This is a genomic window from Methyloversatilis discipulorum (genome assembly GCF_018780585.1).
In the GTDB taxonomy this organism is placed as follows: Bacteria; Pseudomonadota; Gammaproteobacteria; order Burkholderiales; family Rhodocyclaceae; genus Methyloversatilis; species Methyloversatilis discipulorum_B.
This window is the reverse complement of sequence record NZ_JADMJL010000016.1, coordinates 307994-326866: the sequence shown is the minus strand read 5'-3', so window position 1 is coordinate 326866 and position 18873 is coordinate 307994. Positions and strand designations below refer to the sequence as shown.

Genomic DNA, 18873 nt, shown 5'->3' with positions numbered 1-18873 from the left:
ATGATGCGATTTGTTCGGACGCGGCGGGTCCTGCCCTGAAAAGGCATTGCATTCGGCAACGTTGGATCAGTTTTCTTGATCGTGCGCCGCAAGAAGTGCGGCGAGACCTGAAGCGTCGATACGCCAGTGGTAACGGCTATCCGCGTCAGTGAGCAGGTTGCTGCGTCGCAACAACCCGAGCGCACGACTGGCCGATTCCGGGGCGACGCCAAGGATGGCGCCGATGTCTTCCAGGCTCAGGCGGATCGCCCTGCCAGGCGCCTCGTCGGTGCGCAGTCGCAGCAGCAGGCGCGCCACCCGCGTCTTCACGTCGGCGTGGCCGGCGGCCAGCTCGGCCAGCCAGGCGTCGGCTTCGGCCAGTGCGGCGTACCAGTGCTCGAACAAGGGTTTCTGCAGCCGCGGCGTCTCCCGGTTCAACCTTTCGATCAGCGTGCGCGGGATGCGGCAGATCTTGGTCGGCGCCAGCGTGATCGCCGTGTGATCGTAGCCGGGTCGTACCAGCGCTTCGAGGCCGCACACGTCGCCTGGCCGCAACACGCGCAGGATGCGCTGATTGCCGTCGTTGCCGTAGCGCACCAGCTTGATCGCGCCGGCGCGCAAGGTGAACAGCCAGTCGCCGTGGGCGCCGGCGTGATAGATGACGGCGCTGGAGGGGTAATCCAGGTCATCTATCTGCTCATGCAGCAGTGCGAAGTCGGCCTCTACCAGGTCGGCGAACAGCACCGACTGGCGGATGCTGCAGCCTTCGCAGTCACTGTGGCCGTTCCACGCCGATTTGATCGTGATCGCACGCATGCCCGACTGCAAAACTCCATGTTACGCACGCCGCCAGGTCGTTCCAGCGGCCGAATCTTCGAGGATGACGCCCTGCTGCTTCAGTTCGTCACGCACGCGGTCGGCGGTCGCGAAGTCGCGCGCCTTCTTGGCGGCCACCCGTTGCGCGATCAATGCCTCGATCTGCGCGTCATCGAGACCGCCAGCCTGTGCACGGCCTTTGAGGAAGTCTTCCGGGGAACGTTCCAGCAGACCGAGCACGCCGGCCAGCGCGCGCAGTTCGCCCGCGACGGCGGCGTCACCGCTGCGGTTGGCTTCGGCCGACAGGTCGAACAGCACCGCCATCGCTTCCGGCGTGTTGAAGTCATCGTCCATTGCTGCGCGGAAGCGGCTGCCAGCCGGCGTCGACCAGTCCGGCGCGCGGCTGGCGGGCGGCACGTTCTTCAGTGTCGTATAAAGTCGGGTCAATGCGCCGCGCGCGTCGTCGAGATGGGCGTCGGAATAATTGAGCGGGCTGCGGTAATGGGCACGCAGGATGAAGAAGCGCACCACCTCGGCGTCGTACTTCTGCAGCACCTCGCGGATGGTGAAGAAGTTGCCCAGCGACTTCGACATCTTCTCGTCGTCGACGCGGACGAAGCCGTTGTGCATCCAGTAATTGACGAAAGTGTGGCCGTGCGCGCCCTCGCTCTGGGCGATCTCGTTCTCATGGTGCGGGAACTGCAGGTCGGCGCCGCCGCCGTGGATGTCGAACTGGTCGCCCAGCAGTTGCGAACTCATCGCCGAGCACTCGATATGCCAGCCCGGGCGGCCGTCGCCCCACGGTGACGCCCACTTCGCCTCGGCCGGCTCAGCCGGCTTGGCGTGCTTCCACAGCACGAAATCGAGCGGGTCCTGCTTGTCGTCGATCACATCGACGCGCTCGCCGGCGCGCAGATCGTCCAGCGACTTGCCGGACAGCTTGCCGTAACCGTCGAACTTGCGGACGCTGTAGTTCACGTCGCCGCTGGCCGCGCGATAGGCCAGACCCTTCGCCTCCAGTCGCTGGATCAGCGACTGCATCTGCGGCACGAATTCGGTGGCGCGCGGTTCGTGGTCCGGTCGCAGCACGCCCAGCGCATCCGCATCCTCGTGCATCGCGGCGATGAAGCGGTCGGTCAGCGCGCGCATCGTTTCGCCGTTGTCGGCCGCCCGCTTGATGATCTTGTCGTCGATGTCGGTGATGTTGCGGACGTAGGTGACCTGATAATCCGCTGCGCGCAGCCAGCGCGTCACCATGTCGAACACCACCATCACGCGGGCGTGGCCGAGGTGGCAGTAGTCGTACACCGTCATGCCGCACACGTACATGCGCACCCGGCCGGGTTCGATCGGAACGAAATCCTGCTTCTCGCGGGTGAGGGTGTTGTAAATCTTGAGCATGGCTGGCCGTAAATCGGGAGGACTGCGAAGGGGAAGACCCGCTCTGCGGGCAAGTACTCGAATCAGACGCAACGACAGGACGCCGGCACGCCTTCTTGATAAGATCCGGGGTTGTCAAACGACGCATTCACGCCAAAAAGTCTAACACATGGCCTTTACGCACCGCTCCGCCTCCCGCCTCGTTTCCAGCCTGATCGCCGGCCTGATGATGCTGTGCGCATCGGTCTCACCGGTCTTCGCCGACAGCATCCAGGAAGCGGAGCAGCTATTGCGCCTGAAGCAGCCGCAACAGGCACTTGAAAAGATCGACCTCTACCTTGCGCAGCGACCGCGCGATCCGCAGGGCCGTTTCTTCAAGGGCCTCATCCTGACCGAACTGGGCAAGATCCCGGAGGCCACCTCGGTGTTCCAGAAGCTGACCGAGGACTACCCGGAACTGCCCGAGCCCTACAACAACCTGGCGGTGCTGTACGCGCAGCAGAAGCAGTACGACAAGGCCAAGACCGCGCTCGAGATGGCGATCCGCACCCATCCGAGCTACGCGGTGGCGCACGAGAACCTCGGCGACATCTACGCCCGCATGGCGACGCAGGCCTACGACCGCGCGCTGCAGCTCGATTCGTCGAACAAGGCTGCACAGAGCAAGCTGAACCTGATCCGCGAAATGGTCGGCAACGGCAATCGTGGCAACCAGAAACCGCGCGCCATTGCGCCGATCGCCGCCGCGCCGTCGACAGCGACCGCCACGCCGGCACCCGCGGCGCCGCCCGCACCGAGCACGCCGGCTGCTCCGGCTGTGCCGGCGAAGCAGGCCGAGGCGGCCAAACCCGCCGAAACACCGAAACCGCCGGCACCGACCGCGGCAGCGCCCGCACCAGCGCCAGCGGCAGCCCCCACACCGGCGCCCGCCGCCGCAGTGCCGGCAGCGCCGGCCAAGGCTGCGACCCCGGCCGCCGCCGCGCCTCCGGTCGCCGAACTCACCCGCACCGTGCAGGACTGGGCCGCCGCCTGGTCGCGCAAGGACGTGAAGAGCTACCTCGGCTACTACGCCGCCGACTTCAAGGTACCGGACGGCAAACCCCGCAGCGCCTGGGAAGCCGAGCGCCGCTCGCGCATCGCCAAGCCGGGCGCAATCGAGGTCCGCGTCGAGAATGTGAAGGTGAAGTCCGTCGCCGCCGACCGTGCCGACGCCACCTTCCGCCAGCACTACAAGGCGGTCGGCCTGAAGACGAGCACGACCAAGACGCTGACGCTGGTGCGCCGCGACGGCCGCTGGCTGATCCAGCAGGAGCGGGTCGGCGGATGAGCACGGCCCCGGTCGCCCGCAGCCGCGCGCTCACACGCGTGCTGCGCAACGCCCTTTTCCTGTCCTCGCTGTGCGTGCCGCTGGCCATCGGCTCCGGCCAGTCGGGCAACGCTGTCCGCTATTCCGACAGTGGCCCCGAGCCGATGCTCGAACAGGTGTTCCGTCAGATCGAGCGCAAGCGTCTCGACCTCGCGCTTGAACAGGTCGATGCCCTGCTCCACATCTGGCCGAACTTCCGTCTTGCCCACCTGATACGCGGCGATCTGCTGATGGCGCGTGCCAGCGCGCTGACGACGATAGGCAATGCACCGAATGCGCCGGCCGAGCGTCTGGCCGACCTGCGCGACGAGGCGATCGCGCGCATCCGCGCCTACCGCGACAAGCCGCCGGTCGATCGCGTACCGCGCTACCTGATGCAACTGCCGGCGGACCAGCGCCACGCGCTGGTGGTCGATGCGCGACGTTCGCGCCTCTACCTGTACGAGAACGTCGACGGCAAGCCGCGCTTCGTCGCCGACTGGTATGTGTCGCACGGTCGCCTCGGCATCGAGAAAATGCGTGAAGGCGACAAGAAGACGCCGCTGGGCGTCTATCAGGTGACCGGCTTCCTGCCGCCGGAGAAGCTGACCGATTTCTATGGCGCCGGCGCATTGCCGATCAACTATCCGAACGCCTGGGACCGCAAGCAGGGCCGCAACGGCCACGGCATCTGGCTGCACGGCGTGCCGTCGGACACCTTCTCGCGCCCGCCGCGCGCCTCCGACGGCTGCGTCGTGCTGGCCAATCCGGATTTCCAGGCGCTGAACGGCTATGTACAGGGCGCACCGGTGCCGGTGGTGATCAGCGACCAGGTCGAATGGCTGACGCTGGACGACTGGCAGGCCGAGCGCGCCGAATTCAACCGCGCGCTCGAACAGTGGCGCGTCGACTGGGAAAGCCGCGACACCGACCGCCTGCTGACGCACTACTCGCCGCAGTTCAGCGCCGACGGCAAGAATTTCGACGCCTTCGCGAAGAACAAGCGCGAGGTCAATGCGGCGAAGAAATGGATCAAGGTCGGCGTGCGCAATCTGAGCACCTTCCGCAATCCCGGCCGGGACCACCTGGTGGTCGTCACCTTCGAACAGGACTACCGCAGCGACAATCTGAGCAACGTGATGCGCAAGCAGCAGTACTGGCAGAAGGAAAACGGCCGCTGGCGCATCGTCTTCGAGGGCTCGGCCTGAACCGGCCGCCGCTCCACCTGTCTTTCACGCTTCCCACCCACACGGAGTCACCCGCATGAAGAAGTTCCTGTTCGGCCTGCTGGCCGGCCTGCTGCCGCTGTTCGCCCTCGCCGCCAACCCGCAGGTCGAAATGAAGACCAGCCAGGGCACCATCGTGATCGAGCTGTTCCCGGAAGCCGCCCCGGCCACGGTCGACAATTTCGTCGAATATGTCAAAGCTGGTTTCTACGACGGTCTGATCTTCCATCGCGTGATCAACGGCTTCATGATTCAGGGCGGCGGTTTCGACCCGCAGATGAACCAGAAGACCACCCGGGCGCCGGTGAAGAACGAGGCGCAACGGGCGCTCGACAAGGGCGTGCGCAACGCGCCGGGCACGCTGGCCATGGCACGCACCAACGACCCGCACTCGGCGACGGCGCAGTTCTTCATCAATCTGGTCGATAACCGCATGCTCGACTACCCGTCGCGCGACGGCTACGGCTACACCGCATTCGCCAAGGTGATCAAGGGCATGGAAGTCGTGAACAACATCGCCACGGTGCGCACCGGCAACGCCGGCATGCACCAGGACGTGCCGCTGACGCCGGTGGTCATCCAGTCCGTCCGCGTCCTCGAAGCCAAACCCTGACCGCCGCGCAAGCGGCCCCCAACCGGAGAACACAACATGGTCAAACTGCACACCAATCACGGCGTCATCACGCTCGAACTGGACGCCGAAAAGGCCCCGCAGACGGTGGCCAACTTCCTCGCCTACGTCGAGGCCGGTCACTACAACAACACGATCTTCCACCGCGTGATCGGCAACTTCATGATCCAGGGCGGCGGCTTCGAGCCCGGCATGAAGCAGAAGGACACCCAGGCCCCGATCAAGAACGAAGCCGGCAACGGCCTTTCGAACACGGTCGGCACCATCGCCATGGCGCGCACCTCGGACCCGCACTCGGCGACGGCCCAGTTCTTCATCAACGTCGGCGACAACCTGTTTCTCGACAAGGAACAGTCGCAGGACGGCTGGGGCTACTGCGTGTTCGGCCGCGTCACCGAAGGCATGGACGTGGTGAACAAGATCAAGGGCGTGGCCACCGGCCGCTCCGGCTTCCACCAGGACGTGCCGAAGGAAGACGTGGTGATCGAACGCGCCGAAGTGGCGTAACACCGCGTGCGTGGCATGGACCTGCTCTGTTCCGATCTTCATCTGTCCGCCGCCACGCCTGCACTGAACGCGGCCTTCGTGGCGTTGCTCGAAGGCCGCGCGCGCGAGGCGCAGCGCGTGTTCCTGCTCGGCGATCTGTTCGAGGCGTGGGCGGGGGACGAGGACGTTGACGACCCTACGGTACGTCCGGTGATCCGTGCGCTGCGGGCGCTGCGGGCGCTGCACGAGCGTGGCATCGAACTGCACGTGCTGCCGGGTAATCGCGATTTCCTGCTCGGCGCGGGTTTCACCGCGGCCACCGGTGCGCGCATCCATGGCGACTGGCTGATTGCCGACATCGGCGGCGAACCCACGCTGCTGCTGCACGGCGACACGCTGTGCACCGACGACCTCCCCTACATGCAGTTCCGCGCCATGGTGCGCAACCCGCAATGGCAGACCGCCTTCCTCGCCAGGCCGCTGGCCGAACGCCACGCGATCGCCGAGGACATGCGCCGGCGCAGCAAGGAAGCCACGGCCGGCAAGGGTGAATACCTGATGGACGCCAACGCCGACGCCATCGCATCGATGTTCCGCCACCACGACGTCGCGCGAATGATTCACGGCCACACGCACCGTCCGGCCAGTCACCAGCACGAAGTCGATGGCAGTCCCTGCGTGCGCCACGTGCTGGCCGACTGGCGCGACCGCGCCTGCTGGTTCGAGGCCGACGACAGCGGCCTGCGCGCCTTCACCACCGACGACGCGGGCGCACCGTTGCCGGACGCCCGCTACACCGCTTGAGGAGACCTCAGATGAGCACTTCCGAACTGCGCATCCGCCTGGCCGCCGACGGCCGCATCGAATGCCGCAAGGGCGATGCCGCCCCGGCGATCACGCTGGACCCGGACTTCTTCGGCAGTCCTGATTCGGCCGAAGCCCAGCGCGCGCTGGGCCGCTTCGTGTTCGCCGTGCTGCAGGGCGTCACGCCCGCAGCCGACGCCGACACCCCTGCAGCGGCCGACCCGAACAGCCCGGACGCGCTGTACCAGAACTTCGTCACGCTGCAGAGCGAGGCGATGAAGAGCTACTCGGCCAATATGCTGGCAATGGCCGAACAGGCGCTGCAGCAGTCCGCTGCCGCCGGCTTCGGGCCGGCCGTCGAGGCAATGAAGGACTGGCCGTCCATCCGTACCGTCGCCGACATGCTGATTGCGCGCGGACCGGAACAGAAGCGCTGAGCGTCCTGCTGAACGCAGCGGCGACGCATGTGAAAAAGGCCGATTCGAAGGAATCGGCCTTTCTTTATTGGTGCCGCTTGTCGGAATCGAACTGACGACCTACCGCTTACAAGACGGCAAAAAACGGCGTTCATGGTCGTTCGCGGGCGTTCAGATCCACCAGAAAATCCATATATTTCAGTTGTTTTAGCACCCGTCGCGTTTCTTGACATCCCCCAGCGTTCCCCTAAGATGGCTACATGCGGGCTACACAGAGCCCTTCAGCCATCGGAGACGCCTTGCAACGCGAACGCCTCACCCCGGACCGCATCCGCCGCTTCACGTGCCCTGACGACGTGAAGCAGGCTTTTCTGTGGGACACCGAGGCTCCGCGCCTCGCCGTCCGGGTGACCACGGCCGGCGCCAAGTCCTTCGTCTTCGAGACGAAGCTGCACCGGCAGACGATCCGCCTCACGATCGGCGACTCGCGCGCCTGGAACATCCACGACGCACGAGCGGAAGCGCGCCGGCTGCAGACCTTGGTCGACCAGGGCATCGACCCGCGCGAAGAGCGCGCCGCACGCCTGGCCGACATCACCGCCAAGCGCGAGAAGGCGAAAACGGCCGAAGTTTCCGTCGGCGAGTCTTGGCAGGCCTACATCGAGGCGCGGACGCCGAAATGGGGTAGCCGCCACCTGCGCAACCATTTGGAGATGGCGAAGGCCGGCGGCGAGCCTCGCCGGCGCGGCCGGCGGAAGGGTGAATCGGGCGTGGTTCAGCCTGGCCCGCTTCACCCCCTGCTTTCCCTGAAGCTGAGCGAGCTGGACGCCAAGGCCGTGCGCCAGTGGCTTGAACCGCTGACGGAGCGCACGCCGACGACCGCAGCCCAGACCTACAGGGCTCTGCGCGCCTTCATCGGCTGGGCTGCCACGTCAGAGAAGTTCGCCGCCCTCACCCATGCGGACGCCTGCTCCCGCGGCATGGCGCGCGATGTCCTGCCACGGGCGAAGCCGAAGACGGACTGCATGCAGCGCGAGCAGCTGGCGCTGTGGTTCGAGAAGGTGCGAGCCCTCACGAATCCGGTGCACGCCGCCTATCTGCAGGCGCTTCTTCTCACCGGCGCACGGCGCGAGGAGTTGGCCGGCCTGCGCTGGACCGACGTCGACTTCCAGTGGAACAGCCTCACGATCCGCGACAAGGTGGAGGGCGAGCGCACCATCCCCCTTACCCCGTACGTGGCGAGCCTGTTGCGCGACCTGAAGCAGCGACACGATTCAGAGGCAAGGCGGGTACGCACCATGCGCGGAGCGGACGAGGAGAAGGCAAAGGAGCGTGCGGCGCGTGCGCTCCCCTGGGTGTTCAGCAGCCCGACCGCTGCATCCGGCCGGCTGCAGGAGCCGCGCATCGCGCACAACAAGGCACTGGCCGCAGCCGGCCTGCCACCGCTCAGCCTGCACGGCCTGCGTCGGTCTTTCGGCACGCTGTCGGAATGGGTGGAGGTGCCGACCGGCATCGTTGCGCAGATCATGGGGCACAAGCCGTCCGCCATCGCGGAAAAGCACTACCGGCAGAGGCCGCTGGACCTGCTGCGCATGTGGCACACGAAGATTGAAGGCTGGATCCTGGAGCAGGCTGGCATCGAGCAGCCGAAGACCGAAGAAGTGGCGCCGTCACTGCGCGTCGTTTCGAGCACCTAAACGAGCATCACCGCGCCGGCCGGTAGCCGGCAAGAGCGGGGCCGCACGATGCGTCAACATCGCGCAGCCCCTGACCATGAAGCACCTGTTACGGAGGTAACCCCATGGCTGCATCGAACATTACCAGCACCACCGGCAGGCCGGCGCCGATCCTGCCGGACCCCGCTCTGTTCGAGCACTTCAGCGACCGCGCGACGCAGATCACCGGCCGCATGCCGGACAACAGCATGGCGCCCAAGATTCAGGAGGGCGACCTGCTGCAGATTGAGCCCTGCGACGAGATCGGCACCGGGGGCGCGATGTATGCCTTCGAGATCGACGGCCGCCAGTACGTCCGATCGCTCACGCGGGGCATCGGTGGCGAGGTCATCGCCTACTACGCCGACCCGGTTCGCGGGTCGGACACGCTCCCCGCCAGCGAGGCGCACCGAATCAAGCTGATCGGCCGCGTCGTCGGTGTTCTGCAGTACCGCAGCGTCATCTGACCGGAGGATTCAAGCCATGGCGATTCAAATCGGAGTAGCCCCCTTCCCGCCGGTGTCCGGTGCCTTCGGCGACCGCCGTCTGTTTCTCTGCCGCCCCGGCGATCCGATGCTGATCGGATGGTGGACGGATGACCAGTGCGGGCACGAGCAGGCCGAGGACGGCCCCATCTGCCTGGTCATTGGTCGCCGCGCATCCAGCGCTGACCTCGATCGCTTGCACAGCCGCTTCGGCGTTCCGGTGGAAAGCCTGATCGAGTTCCGATTACGCGCCCAAGGATCACGCGCGGCGCTTCGCCGGCAGGCTCGCGAGGCATTGAAGGCGCGAGGAATCGAGCGCTTCGCCGTGCTGTACATGAAGGACGGACAGGAGCACCGGAGCCCGTGGTTCAGCTCGCGCGAACGCGCACAAGAAGCACGCGCGGTGCTGAAGGCGAAACACGGCGCGGCGGTCGTCTACGCCGACTGACGGCGCCGAGAACGTGCCGACCGTCGAAGAGGTGGCCAGCAGCTGGAGCGCCGGCGCGCTGGTCGTCGTGAATACCGAGCGGGACACCTTCTACAGGGCTGCCGCTTTCGTGTTCGGCGACGGTGACGGGCTGGTGTGGATCGAGCCGCACTATCTCGACCCATACGGCACTGCGACGCCAGCGATGCACCGCGCTCAAGCGGCTCAAGTGCATCAGTTCGGCACGGCCTTCAACATCCTGGCCGACGGCGGGACATGGTCGGTCACGCTGGCCGACTACATCGCCGAGGAAGACGAAGACCAGATCGGCGAACAGATCGCGTTCCTGTTCGATCGGATCGCCGCAGCTGGCACCACCTGGCACGCCGAGCGCGAGCGCGTGCGCGCTCTGGTGCTGGGCAACTGAGCAGCACGCCGCGCCTACTCCGACGGGAGGAAAACCGGGATCCCTTGCCCGGCCGGCGCGGCACCTTCACAAGGGGCGCGAGAGGGAGCGCGGATGTCTATCAGCAGACTCATGACATTGGAGAAAGCCGCACAGGCGCTGGAAACCGATGAGAGGGAAGTACTTGCACTGGTCGCGGAGAATCGGCTCCGGTGTGGTGTGTTCTCGAAGTGGTATGGGCAGGCCATGCCGGAACGTGGCGGCAGATGGAAGGGGCATGTCTCCGAGTACCACCCAAATGGTTCGCGCGAGTCCAAATTCCACTACACGAACGAACTGACCGGGCGGCAGTTCTGCGTCAGAGGCGGCCGAACCGCTCAGTTCTGGTTTCTTGAGCACCACGATGCGTACTTGATCGCCACGTCGCCCGATGGGGCCGTCGAGGTTGGATTCCTCGTTCCCGAGGACGGAGCGAAGCTGCACGAGCAAAACCCGGAACGCTTCCCGACGCCTGAATTCGTCCTGTGGCTTGAGACAGAAGAAGGAGCACAGGACTCGCCCCGTCGCATCACCCTCAACGATCTGTGGTTCCGGCGAATCGACATCGAAGCGTTGAAGCAACAGGAGGCAGAGAACGACCGCGACGCGACCACTTCTACCGGAGACCGTTGGTTCATGTCGAAAGACCTTGTTCTCCTGAATCAGGCATCCCGGAAGTGGTGGGCGAACGCCGACCGGGATGATGGAACCACACACCCCCGAAACAGCGAGGTGGAAGAGTGGTTGAAAAGCGAAGGTATGGCGGAATCCAAGGCCACGTCGGCCGCCTCGATCATTCGTCCGGAATGGGCGGTAAAGGGTCGTCGAGCTGATTAATAGCCTTCCCATCTTTCCCTTATCCAGTAATGGTTTTGGAACTACCAGACATTTAAAGCACTGACCATTTGCCTATTACCGCGCACCACCTTCGGCTGAACTCCTCCCCCGTTATATCCAGAAACGTAGAGGGGTTCAAAGAATGGCAGCGCGCGTCTACACCACCGTCGAATCCGCAAGCATTACGCGGTCCAGCGCCAAGACCTGGCGCAAGAACTATTCCCTGAACGGGCACCATCACGGCATCAAGCCGATAAAGCAGCCAAGCGGCCGCCTGCTTTGGCCTGCTGACGAAGTCGACCGCCTCGTCTCCGGCGAGGCTACCCGACACACCGAAACCGCCGCACAGCACGCCTGAGGCCACGTCATGAGCGTGTCCATCGAGACATCCGGCGAGGGCGCGGAGCGGAAGCTGCAGCAGCTGCTGGGCGCGACCAAGTCATCGGAGCTGTACAGCAGCGTCGGCGCGGGCCTGAAGACGCTGGTCGACCTGGGCTTCAAGTCCGGGCGCGATCCTTGGGGCCAGCAGTGGGCGCCGCTGAAATTCCGCGGGCTGCGTCGCACCGACAACGGCGGGAAGCTGAGCCGCACCGGTCGCGAGCAGAAGGCGGCGAACAAGGCCGGGCGCCCTGGCCAGCCGCTGCGCGACACCGGCCGGCTGCAGCGGAGCATCACCTACAAGCCCGAGCCCGACGGCGTCACAGTCGGCACGAACCTGCGGGCGAAGAGCGGCGCCAGCATTCCGGCCGTGCATCAGTTCGGCGCAGTCATCCTGCCGAAGAAGGGGAAGTTTCTGACCTTCCCCGGCCCCAACGGCACGATGGTCTTCGCGAAGAAGTCGGTCATCCCCCGCCGCGCGTTCCTCCCCTTGAACGAGTCGGGCGTCGTGGTGCTGCCGCAGTCCTGGGCATCATCGGTCGTCGCCCGCGTTCGCGCGTACTTGCTGCGGAGCATGAAGTGAAGGCCCGCCGACAGACTCAGACCGCGAAGACCGCCTCCAGACCGAGGCGGACAGTGCAGGGCTACGAGCGGCGCAAGGCCGAGTGGATCGCGCGCCATCCGGATGCCACGCCAGCGCAATACGCGCGGGCCATGCGCGGCATCGCGCGAAAGGTGGGCGTCTGATGTCGATTCGCATCATGTCCATGGTCTGGGATGCCTACCCAAGTGGCGGAAGCGATCTGCTCGCCCTCCTCGCGCTCGCCGATTGGAGCGACGACGAGGGCAGATGCTGGCCGTCGATGTCGTCCATCGCGACGAAGACCCGCCTTTCCCGGTCGCAGGCTCAGCGAGTGGTGCACGGCCTGATCGGAGCCGGATTCCTTGAAGTGATCGGCAACGAGGAAGGTGGGAAACCCGGCGCAACTCGCCAGTACCAAATCAATCTGCGTGCGCTGACGGGTCGCACTGATGCTACCCCTACGGGCCGCACCCATGCGACGGGTAGCGCGGATGCGACGGGTCGCACCCATGCACAAGACGGGTCGCATCCATGCGGCGAGACGGGCCGCACCCATGCGACCCAAACCATCAGTGAACCATCAAGAACCGTCAGTGAGCCGATGTCGATCGACATCGGTGGTGCTCAGGCCAAGCCTGCGCACATCCCTGACTGTCCGCATCAGCAGATCATCGACCTGTACCACCAGGCACTACCCACCGGCACACGTGTTCGCGTGTGGAACGGCACGAGGGTCAAGCATCTGCAAGCCCGCTGGCGTGAGGACGCGAAGCGCCAAGACATCGAGTGGTGGCGGCGCTTCTTCGCCTACTGCGCGCAGTCCGAGTTCCTGACCGGCCAGACGCAACCCGCGAATGGTCGTGACCCGTTTGTCGTGAGCTTGGATTGGCTGGTGTCGCCGCAGAACTTTGCGAAATGCATCGAAGGCAAGTACCACAGGAGCGCAGCATGAACGCGCCCGCCCTGCGGCTGCCGCCGCACTCGATCGAAGCAGAACAGTCGCTGATCGGCGCCCTGCTGCTGGACAACAACGCATGGGACCGCATCGAAGGGACGGTGACGGACGCCGACTTCTTCCGCGACGACCATCGCCGGATCTTCACCCACATCGCCGCGCTGATCCGCGCCGGCAAGCCGGCCGACGTGGTGACGGTGCATGCGGAGATGGAGCAGTCCGGAGAGGCGGAGCGCTGCGGCGGCCTGGCCTACCTCGGCGAGATCGCGAACAACACGCCGAGCGCCGCGAATATTCGGGCCTACGCGACCACGATTCGCGACCGCGCATACCGCCGCATGGGCCAAGGTGATACGGAGGCGCTGGCGGTCTCCTACGCAGCCGGAGCGGTATCGCACGACGAGTTCGCTGCCGGTCTGGAACGGATCGCGGCGCAAGCCATCGACAGCGAGCGCGACGATCCCTTGTCGCTCGCCGACTCCATGCACGAGGCGATGGCGCTGATCAACGACCGCGCGAACGGTGGCGGCGTGACGGGCCTGCAGTCCGGTATTCCGGACCTGGACGCGCTGACCGGTGGCTTCGAGCCCGGCCAGCTGATCATCCTGGCCGCTCGCCCTGGCGTTGGGAAAACCGCGCTCGCCCTGGGTATTGCCGACCAAGCGGCCCGGGCCGACCGCACCGTGCTGTTCATGTCGCTGGAGATGCCCGCGCGCGAACTGAGCATGCGCGTGATGGCGCAGCGGTCGGGCGTGAGCGTTCATGCGATGCGCACCGGCACGCGCAACGACGATCACTGGTCGGCACTCACGCGGGTATCCGGCGAGGCAGCCCGGCAGCGTCTGTTCATCGACGACAGGGGAGGCATCGGGCTGGCCTACGTTCGCGCTCGCGCAAAGCGCCTGGCGAGGAAGCACGGCCTGCATCTGATCGTCGTCGACTACATCGGTCTGATGCGCGGCGAAGGCCAGAACCGGGCGCAGGAGCTGGGCAGCATCAGCCGAGGCCTCAAGGCGCTGGCCAAGGAACTCGCCGTGCCGATCATCGCCTGCGCCCAGCTGAACCGCGCTGTCGAGAGTCGCAGCGACAGGCGCCCCCAGCTGCACGACCTGCGCGACTCCGGCGAGATCGAGCAGGACGCCGACATCGTGTTGATGTTGGACCGGCCGGAGATGACGAACAGCGCCCCCGAATGGCACGGCGTCGGCGATCTGCTGCTGCGCAAGCACCGCAACGGCCCTACCGGTGAGGTCCGGCTTCGCTACATCGCCAACAGAACGCTTTTCGTGCCCGGCGATGGATACGGACCGGCACGCGACCAGGCAATACCGCGCGACGCGATGTACCGCGGCTATCGCGACCGAGGCTTCGACGGATAGCCGATCACCACCCCACAACCCACACCTGAAGGAACCGCAATGACGACCACGAAGGAAACGAAGAAAGCCGTCCAGGAAGCTGCCGAGCGGCTGGAGCAGGCGCGGCGGAACGCGCGCCGCATCAGCGATGCGATGAACGCGCAGCCGGCGGCGTTCGATGCGCAGCTGCTCGCCAAAGCCCGCGAGAAGGTGGAAGACCTGGGCGCAGCCGTGATGCTGGGCGAGGCCTCCCCCGAGGCGCTGGAGGCGGCGCGCCGGGAAGCTTCCGACCTGGAGATCGATGCCGCCGCAGCTGAGTTCAACGCGCGCCAGCTCGCCGAAGGTCGCGCCGGCCTCGAGCGCCGGCTGTCCGAGGCCCAAGGCGCGATCGAGGATGCAGAACAGGACTTGATCGAGGCGACCGGCGAGTGGCTGAAAGCCGAGTTGGCAGCGGCAGACGAGGCATACACGGCGGCCGCGCAGAGCGCTGCAGACGCCTATGCGCACGTCAAAGCCATCGGCGCCATGCTGGAACACCGCAAGGCATGCCCGCCTGCAACAAGCTGCAGCGTCGACATGCAGCTTCCCGTGATTGGTCCCGTCAGCCTGGCCGAAAGCGCCGCAGTCGTCGGCGGCGGTATTCGCGGTGTCGTCGCCACCTACACGACGAAGCAATGGATGGCGGCCCACGGCCATCTGCTGACCGAGTTCAAGAACCTGGGCGCGCTGTGGCCGGTGAAGGCCGGTCGATAACCGAACCGATCGCCTGCTGCGCAAGCAGCGGGTCAGGTGCCCGAGGCGCGAGCCTCGGGACTGGGTCTCAGTCGGCGAGTCACCCAGTTCATGAAAGCAACCCCGACAGCCGGCAGCTTCGCCATAGGAAGGGGAGCGTGGCCGGCACCCGCAACCCAACTGGAGACACACACATGAGCGCAACCAAACAGGTCGACGTCGACGGACGCGCCGTCACGGTTCGAGAGCTGACCGTCGGCGAGGTCCGCGACTGGGTGACCGAGATCGAGAGCGGCAGCAAGACCATCGACGTAGCCGGCGAGTTCGTCTTCGAGGACTGCAGCGTCGATGACCTCGTTCGCATGTCGGACATGCCGCGCGAGGCGTTCGACGACATGGCGCCCAGCCAGATCGAGCCGATCCGCGAAGCCGCCCGCGCACTGAACCCCGGTTTTTTTCGGGTTCGGGCGGCAGTAGCAGCGGCGCAAGCGTCCATCGCGCGCCAGCTTCTGTCGCCCGTGGCATTGAGCGAAACGCCCTCGCCCTCGTCACTCACGGCCACGCCGGCGTCTGGCAATACCCCTGGCGCTGCTACTTAAGCGCATTGGAGATGCACAGCGATGGCAAATAACGGCGACATCAAGTTCCGGCTGACCCTCGACGACAGCGACTTCGTACAAGGCGCGGCACGCGTCCGGCAGACCCTCAGGGGCTTCGAGGCCGACGCGAAGAGCCTGGAGCGCGCGAAGGGTAGCGTCGGCGGGATCAGCACCGAGTTGGCGGGCCTGCAGGCGCTGGCAGCGCGCGCCCTGCCAGTGGCCGCCCTGGGCGTCGCCACGCGCGAGTTCGTGCAGATCGCAGACGCCTATAGCAGCATGACGGCGCGGCTGAAGCTGGCCACCCGGGCGACGGGCGACTTCGAGCAAGTGCAGCAGGCCCTGAGGAAGGCTGCGGACGAGACACGCGCCCCGCTGCAGGACACGGTCAACCTGTACTCGCAGATCGCCCCCAGCCTGCAGGGCATCCTGAGTTCCGAAGAGATCATCGGCTTCATCACGACGGTCAATCAGGCGATCGCGCTCTCGGGAGCGACCGGAGAACAAGCAGGGCGAGGCCTCTTCCAGTTCTCTCAAGCGCTCTCGGTAGGAATCCTTCGTGCGGAAGAACTGAATGGCGTATTGGAACAGACGCCGGCACTCGCGGACGCAATCGCGGAGGGCTTGGGGGTTACGCGAGGGCAACTCAGGAAACTTGTTATGGAGGGCGAGGTAACAACGGAGCGCTTGGTTCAGGCGGTGCGGAACGTCTCCGGCCGCGTCGCCTCGGACTTCAAGGGCCTGCCGGTCACGGTCGGTCAGGCCTTCGTGCTGCTGAACAACTCCGTCACCCAGCTTATCGGAGCGCTGGACAAGGGAACCGGCGTTACCGCAGGCATGGCGAACGCCATCATTTCTGTGGGCAGCGGGATTGACGCCCTTTCCAACTCGAAAGAGACGCTGAAGGGCTTCACCGACGTACTGATCAATGGTTTCGACTTGGGCGCCCGGGTCTTCAGAGTCTTTGGTACAGCGATCGCGGTGACTGCAGCGGTACTTGAGCGCCTGATCAGCCTCGACGTAAAGGGCGCCTTCGATACCTACAAACAAGGCTGGAAGGACATAGGAGCGATCTTCAGGGATCCGCTCGCCTCCAAGAAGGCAGACGAGCAGAAGCCACGGCGTGAAGCGGATGCGCGCCTGGAGATCCAGCGCAAGCTCGCGAACGAGATCGAGAAGCTGGAAAAGCTGAAGGCGGTGGCCGCCGGCAAGGCGTCGGCGGACACCCTCAAGAACGAGCAGCAGGTCGCCGAGGAGCGCAACAAGATCGCACGCGAGGCGATGAACGACCGGCTACGCGCGGAGGAGTCGACCGCCGACAAGTTGCGCGACCTGTACGCGAAGTCGCTGACCGATGCGCAGAAGGCCCGCGACGAAGCGGCGAAGATCCGGATTGACGCTGCCGCATCAGCCGACAACCTGCGCGACCGCGCATCGCAACGGCGCGGCGCTGGCATGTCGGATGGCGCACGCGAGGAGATGAACACGCGCGCCGCCAGCAGCCTCACAGCTCGCGCGACACTGGCAGCCGGAGCCGCACAGGTGGCAGCCCGCGACGGCGACCTGCAGAAGGCGGCGAAGCTTGCCGCCGACGCCGCGAAGCTGGCCGAGCGTGCCGAACGTGCAGCCGATGCGATCAAGGATGACGACACGGCAGCGTTGGCACTCGAAGAGCTGGCCCGCGTGCAGGAGAAGATCGGCGAGGCTCAGGCCAAGCAGAAGGAAGGCGAAGCCGCCCAGCTCGAGAAGGAAGCCACCGCCATCCAGGAGCAGATCAAGCTGGCGGAACAGCGGGTCAACGAGTTCAAGGCAGAGTTGGCCAAGCCCGTAACGCTGAGCCTCGACATCAGCGAGGCGGAGAAGCAGATCAAGTCCCTGCAGGCCCAACTGTCCGCGCTGAGCGCTCCGAAGGTGGCAGCACCGGCGCCGGCTGGATCCGGTACCGCCCCCTCCACCCCTACCAGCGGCGGATCCGGTGCTTCGGGTAGCTGGGCAACCGGTGGCTACACCGGACCGGGCGGCAAATTCGATCCGGCAGGCGTGGTGCACGCCGGTGAGTACGTGCTGCGGCAGGAGGTCGTCAGGCAAGCCGGCATGCGTGCATTCCTCGACAGCCTGAACCGCAACGGCGTCAGGGCGCTGCGTGGATATTCGAGCGGAGGAGCAGTCACCCGCATCCCGCGGACCGGCCGGGTATCCCCCGCAGCCAGCGCGTCGCAAGCCTCCGTGCGAGCGACTTTCAACTACCCCGGCCTGTCGCCGGTGCAGGCGAACATCGATCATCGAACCGCTCAGACCTTGGCGCGCGAACTGCGCCGCGAAGCGCGCAAGGCGGGACGGTGACCGCATGCACGACCAACCAAACCAGGAGCCCCAGACCTTGCAGAAGATCGTGAAGGAAATCGCCGACGTAATCGGCTTGCCGGCATGCCTTGACCTTGTGAGCCGCTGGGGTGGCCGCGACCTGTACGTGCCCGAGCGCATAGACCGCATGCACCCCATTGCCTTCGCCATCGGCCTCGAAGCAGCGCAGAAGCTGGCCGCCGAGTATCCGCGCTGCACGCTGCCCCTTCCGATCGAGCGCAACGCGACCATCGATCTACGGAACGCCCTGATCTACCAGGAGTGGAAAGACGGCGCCAGCAAACAGCGTCTGTCCCATCGCTGGGGGCTCACACGCCCGGGAATCGACGCGGTACTCGCGAAGATGCAGGACCGCGAAACTCGCGCCGCCTCGAATCAAGCGGCACCGGCACGATGAACGCTACTGAGGATGAACAGTCATGAAATGCCCGACCGGAGCGGAGGCCGTCACCACGGCCCAATCGGAACAACTGGCGCTGGACCTTCGACGGACCGGTGCCAGTTACCGGGATATCGCCAAGACGCTGAACATGAGCCTGGGCAACGCGCACAAGCTGGTGAAGCGCGGCCTGACGCGCAACCTCGCCAAGTGCAGCGAGCTGGCGGACGAAATCCGCACTCTGGAACTCGACCGCCTGGACGCCATGCAGACATACCTCTGGGGCAAGGCCAAAAGAGGCAATGCGACAGCCGTCGACCGCATCCTGAAGATCATGGAAAGGCGTGCGCGCCTGCTGGGGCTGGACAGGCCCGAGCGTCTTGCGCTGGGCGGCGACGCCGACGCCCCGCCGATCAAGCAGGAAACCCGCAACGCCCACGAATTTACGGACGATGAACTGGCCGCGATCCTCGCGCGCGACCACCAGCAGGATAACCAGCAGCAGGCGGGCAACCGGCCGCACCTTGGAGACTGAA

At 65.8% G+C, this 18873-nt stretch carries 22 protein-coding genes; 20 read left to right on the top strand and 2 right to left on the bottom strand.

Annotated elements, in window-relative coordinates:
* Positions 1–66 precede the first annotated feature (66 nt).
* Positions 67–795, bottom strand: a complete 729-nt coding sequence (locus IV112_RS07625; RefSeq protein ID WP_304002479.1) for a Crp/Fnr family transcriptional regulator — start codon at positions 793–795, stop codon at positions 67–69.
* Positions 796–816: 21 nt separating this feature from the next.
* Positions 817–2196: a cysteine--tRNA ligase gene (gene cysS / locus IV112_RS07620; RefSeq protein WP_304002476.1), complete on the bottom strand. Its 1380-nt coding sequence runs from the start codon at positions 2194–2196 to the stop codon at positions 817–819.
* Between the two features lie 148 nt (positions 2197–2344).
* On the opposite strand from cysS, the gene IV112_RS07615 reads away from it, so the two are divergent.
* The 20 genes from IV112_RS07615 (at position 2345) to IV112_RS07520 (ending at position 18872) form a co-directional block, all read left to right on the top strand.
* Entirely contained in the window at positions 2345–3502 is a 1158-nt protein-coding gene (locus IV112_RS07615) for a L,D-transpeptidase Cds6 family protein (protein WP_304002474.1), read from the top strand.
* Entirely contained in the window at positions 3499–4728 is a 1230-nt protein-coding gene (locus IV112_RS07610; RefSeq protein ID WP_304002471.1) for a L,D-transpeptidase family protein, read from the top strand. Before IV112_RS07615 ends, IV112_RS07610 begins: the two co-directional genes overlap by 4 nt.
* A 55-nt stretch (positions 4729–4783) precedes the next feature.
* A complete protein-coding gene (locus IV112_RS07605) occupies positions 4784–5359 on the top strand; it encodes a peptidylprolyl isomerase (RefSeq protein ID WP_304002469.1) in 576 nt (191 codons plus the stop codon).
* Between the two features lie 36 nt (positions 5360–5395).
* The gene (locus IV112_RS07600; protein WP_020165313.1) at positions 5396–5884 is read left to right on the top strand and encodes a peptidylprolyl isomerase; all 489 of its coding nucleotides are present in this window, start codon (positions 5396–5398) and stop codon (positions 5882–5884) included.
* A gap of 15 nt (positions 5885–5899) precedes the next feature.
* On the top strand, positions 5900–6667 hold the full coding sequence (locus IV112_RS07595; RefSeq protein WP_304002467.1) for a UDP-2,3-diacylglucosamine diphosphatase: 768 nt from the start codon (positions 5900–5902) through the stop codon (positions 6665–6667).
* A gap of 11 nt (positions 6668–6678) precedes the next feature.
* The gene (locus tag IV112_RS07590) at positions 6679–7104 is read left to right on the top strand and encodes a hypothetical protein (protein WP_304002464.1); all 426 of its coding nucleotides are present in this window, start codon (positions 6679–6681) and stop codon (positions 7102–7104) included.
* 278 nt (positions 7105–7382) lie between these two features.
* Complete coding sequence (locus tag IV112_RS07585) at positions 7383–8780, top strand: tyrosine-type recombinase/integrase (RefSeq protein ID WP_304002462.1); 1398 nt, start codon at positions 7383–7385, stop codon at positions 8778–8780.
* Positions 8781–8884: 104 nt separating this feature from the next.
* Positions 8885–9265, top strand: coding sequence for a S24 family peptidase (locus IV112_RS07580; protein ID WP_304002460.1), 381 nt, complete (start codon positions 8885–8887; stop codon positions 9263–9265).
* Positions 9266–9281: 16 nt separating this feature from the next.
* A complete protein-coding gene (locus tag IV112_RS07575; RefSeq protein WP_304002459.1) occupies positions 9282–9731 on the top strand; it encodes a hypothetical protein in 450 nt (149 codons plus the stop codon).
* A gap of 13 nt (positions 9732–9744) precedes the next feature.
* Complete coding sequence (locus tag IV112_RS07570) at positions 9745–10137, top strand: hypothetical protein (protein ID WP_304002457.1); 393 nt, start codon at positions 9745–9747, stop codon at positions 10135–10137.
* Positions 10138–10248: 111 nt separating this feature from the next.
* On the top strand, positions 10249–10992 hold the full coding sequence (locus tag IV112_RS07565; RefSeq protein ID WP_304002455.1) for a hypothetical protein: 744 nt from the start codon (positions 10249–10251) through the stop codon (positions 10990–10992).
* A gap of 142 nt (positions 10993–11134) precedes the next feature.
* On the top strand, positions 11135–11350 hold the full coding sequence (locus IV112_RS07560) for a hypothetical protein (protein WP_304002452.1): 216 nt from the start codon (positions 11135–11137) through the stop codon (positions 11348–11350).
* Positions 11351–11359: 9 nt separating this feature from the next.
* A complete protein-coding gene (locus tag IV112_RS07555; RefSeq protein ID WP_304002450.1) occupies positions 11360–11953 on the top strand; it encodes a phage virion morphogenesis protein in 594 nt (197 codons plus the stop codon).
* A gap of 163 nt (positions 11954–12116) precedes the next feature.
* Complete coding sequence (locus IV112_RS07550) at positions 12117–12905, top strand: helix-turn-helix domain-containing protein (protein WP_304002448.1); 789 nt, start codon at positions 12117–12119, stop codon at positions 12903–12905.
* On the top strand, positions 12902–14287 hold the full coding sequence (dnaB, locus tag IV112_RS07545) for a replicative DNA helicase (protein WP_304002446.1): 1386 nt from the start codon (positions 12902–12904) through the stop codon (positions 14285–14287). Before IV112_RS07550 ends, dnaB begins: the two co-directional genes overlap by 4 nt.
* 39 nt (positions 14288–14326) lie before the next feature.
* Entirely contained in the window at positions 14327–15019 is a 693-nt protein-coding gene (locus IV112_RS07540; RefSeq protein WP_304002444.1) for a hypothetical protein, read from the top strand.
* A gap of 173 nt (positions 15020–15192) precedes the next feature.
* Positions 15193–15597 carry a phage tail assembly protein gene (locus IV112_RS07535; RefSeq protein ID WP_304002443.1) on the top strand — a complete coding sequence of 135 codons (405 nt, stop codon included), beginning with the start codon at positions 15193–15195 and terminating at the stop codon, positions 15595–15597.
* 21 nt (positions 15598–15618) lie between these two features.
* Positions 15619–17937: a tape measure protein gene (locus IV112_RS07530; RefSeq protein ID WP_304002441.1), complete on the top strand. Its 2319-nt coding sequence runs from the start codon at positions 15619–15621 to the stop codon at positions 17935–17937.
* 37 nt (positions 17938–17974) lie between these two features.
* Positions 17975–18355: a Mor transcription activator family protein gene (locus IV112_RS07525; protein ID WP_304002439.1), complete on the top strand. Its 381-nt coding sequence runs from the start codon at positions 17975–17977 to the stop codon at positions 18353–18355.
* Positions 18356–18377: 22 nt separating this feature from the next.
* The gene (locus IV112_RS07520) at positions 18378–18872 is read left to right on the top strand and encodes a hypothetical protein (protein WP_304002437.1); all 495 of its coding nucleotides are present in this window, start codon (positions 18378–18380) and stop codon (positions 18870–18872) included.
* The last annotated feature ends 1 nt before the right edge of the window (position 18873 follow it).

What these genes read in the sequence shown, in the direction of transcription:
- IV112_RS07625 (WP_304002479.1), bottom strand. Translation starts at nt 795, where the DNA reads ATGCGTGCGATCACGATCAAATCGGCGTGGAACGGCCACAGTGACTGC.
- cysS (WP_304002476.1), bottom strand. Translation starts at nt 2,196, where the DNA reads ATGCTCAAGATTTACAACACCCTCACCCGCGAGAAGCAGGATTTCGTT.
- IV112_RS07615 (WP_304002474.1), top strand. Translation starts at nt 2,345, where the DNA reads ATGGCCTTTACGCACCGCTCCGCCTCCCGCCTCGTTTCCAGCCTGATC.
- IV112_RS07610 (WP_304002471.1), top strand. Translation starts at nt 3,499, where the DNA reads ATGAGCACGGCCCCGGTCGCCCGCAGCCGCGCGCTCACACGCGTGCTG.
- IV112_RS07605 (WP_304002469.1), top strand. Translation starts at nt 4,784, where the DNA reads ATGAAGAAGTTCCTGTTCGGCCTGCTGGCCGGCCTGCTGCCGCTGTTC.
- IV112_RS07600 (WP_020165313.1), top strand. Translation starts at nt 5,396, where the DNA reads ATGGTCAAACTGCACACCAATCACGGCGTCATCACGCTCGAACTGGAC.
- IV112_RS07595 (WP_304002467.1), top strand. Translation starts at nt 5,900, where the DNA reads ATGGACCTGCTCTGTTCCGATCTTCATCTGTCCGCCGCCACGCCTGCA.
- IV112_RS07590 (WP_304002464.1), top strand. Translation starts at nt 6,679, where the DNA reads ATGAGCACTTCCGAACTGCGCATCCGCCTGGCCGCCGACGGCCGCATC.
- IV112_RS07580 (WP_304002460.1), top strand. Translation starts at nt 8,885, where the DNA reads ATGGCTGCATCGAACATTACCAGCACCACCGGCAGGCCGGCGCCGATC.
- IV112_RS07575 (WP_304002459.1), top strand. Translation starts at nt 9,282, where the DNA reads ATGGCGATTCAAATCGGAGTAGCCCCCTTCCCGCCGGTGTCCGGTGCC.
- IV112_RS07565 (WP_304002455.1), top strand. Translation starts at nt 10,249, where the DNA reads ATGACATTGGAGAAAGCCGCACAGGCGCTGGAAACCGATGAGAGGGAA.
- IV112_RS07560 (WP_304002452.1), top strand. Translation starts at nt 11,135, where the DNA reads ATGGCAGCGCGCGTCTACACCACCGTCGAATCCGCAAGCATTACGCGG.
- IV112_RS07555 (WP_304002450.1), top strand. Translation starts at nt 11,360, where the DNA reads ATGAGCGTGTCCATCGAGACATCCGGCGAGGGCGCGGAGCGGAAGCTG.
- IV112_RS07550 (WP_304002448.1), top strand. Translation starts at nt 12,117, where the DNA reads ATGTCGATTCGCATCATGTCCATGGTCTGGGATGCCTACCCAAGTGGC.
- dnaB (WP_304002446.1), top strand. Translation starts at nt 12,902, where the DNA reads ATGAACGCGCCCGCCCTGCGGCTGCCGCCGCACTCGATCGAAGCAGAA.
- IV112_RS07540 (WP_304002444.1), top strand. Translation starts at nt 14,327, where the DNA reads ATGACGACCACGAAGGAAACGAAGAAAGCCGTCCAGGAAGCTGCCGAG.
- IV112_RS07535 (WP_304002443.1), top strand. Translation starts at nt 15,193, where the DNA reads ATGAGCGCAACCAAACAGGTCGACGTCGACGGACGCGCCGTCACGGTT.
- IV112_RS07530 (WP_304002441.1), top strand. Translation starts at nt 15,619, where the DNA reads ATGGCAAATAACGGCGACATCAAGTTCCGGCTGACCCTCGACGACAGC.
- IV112_RS07520 (WP_304002437.1), top strand. Translation starts at nt 18,378, where the DNA reads ATGAAATGCCCGACCGGAGCGGAGGCCGTCACCACGGCCCAATCGGAA.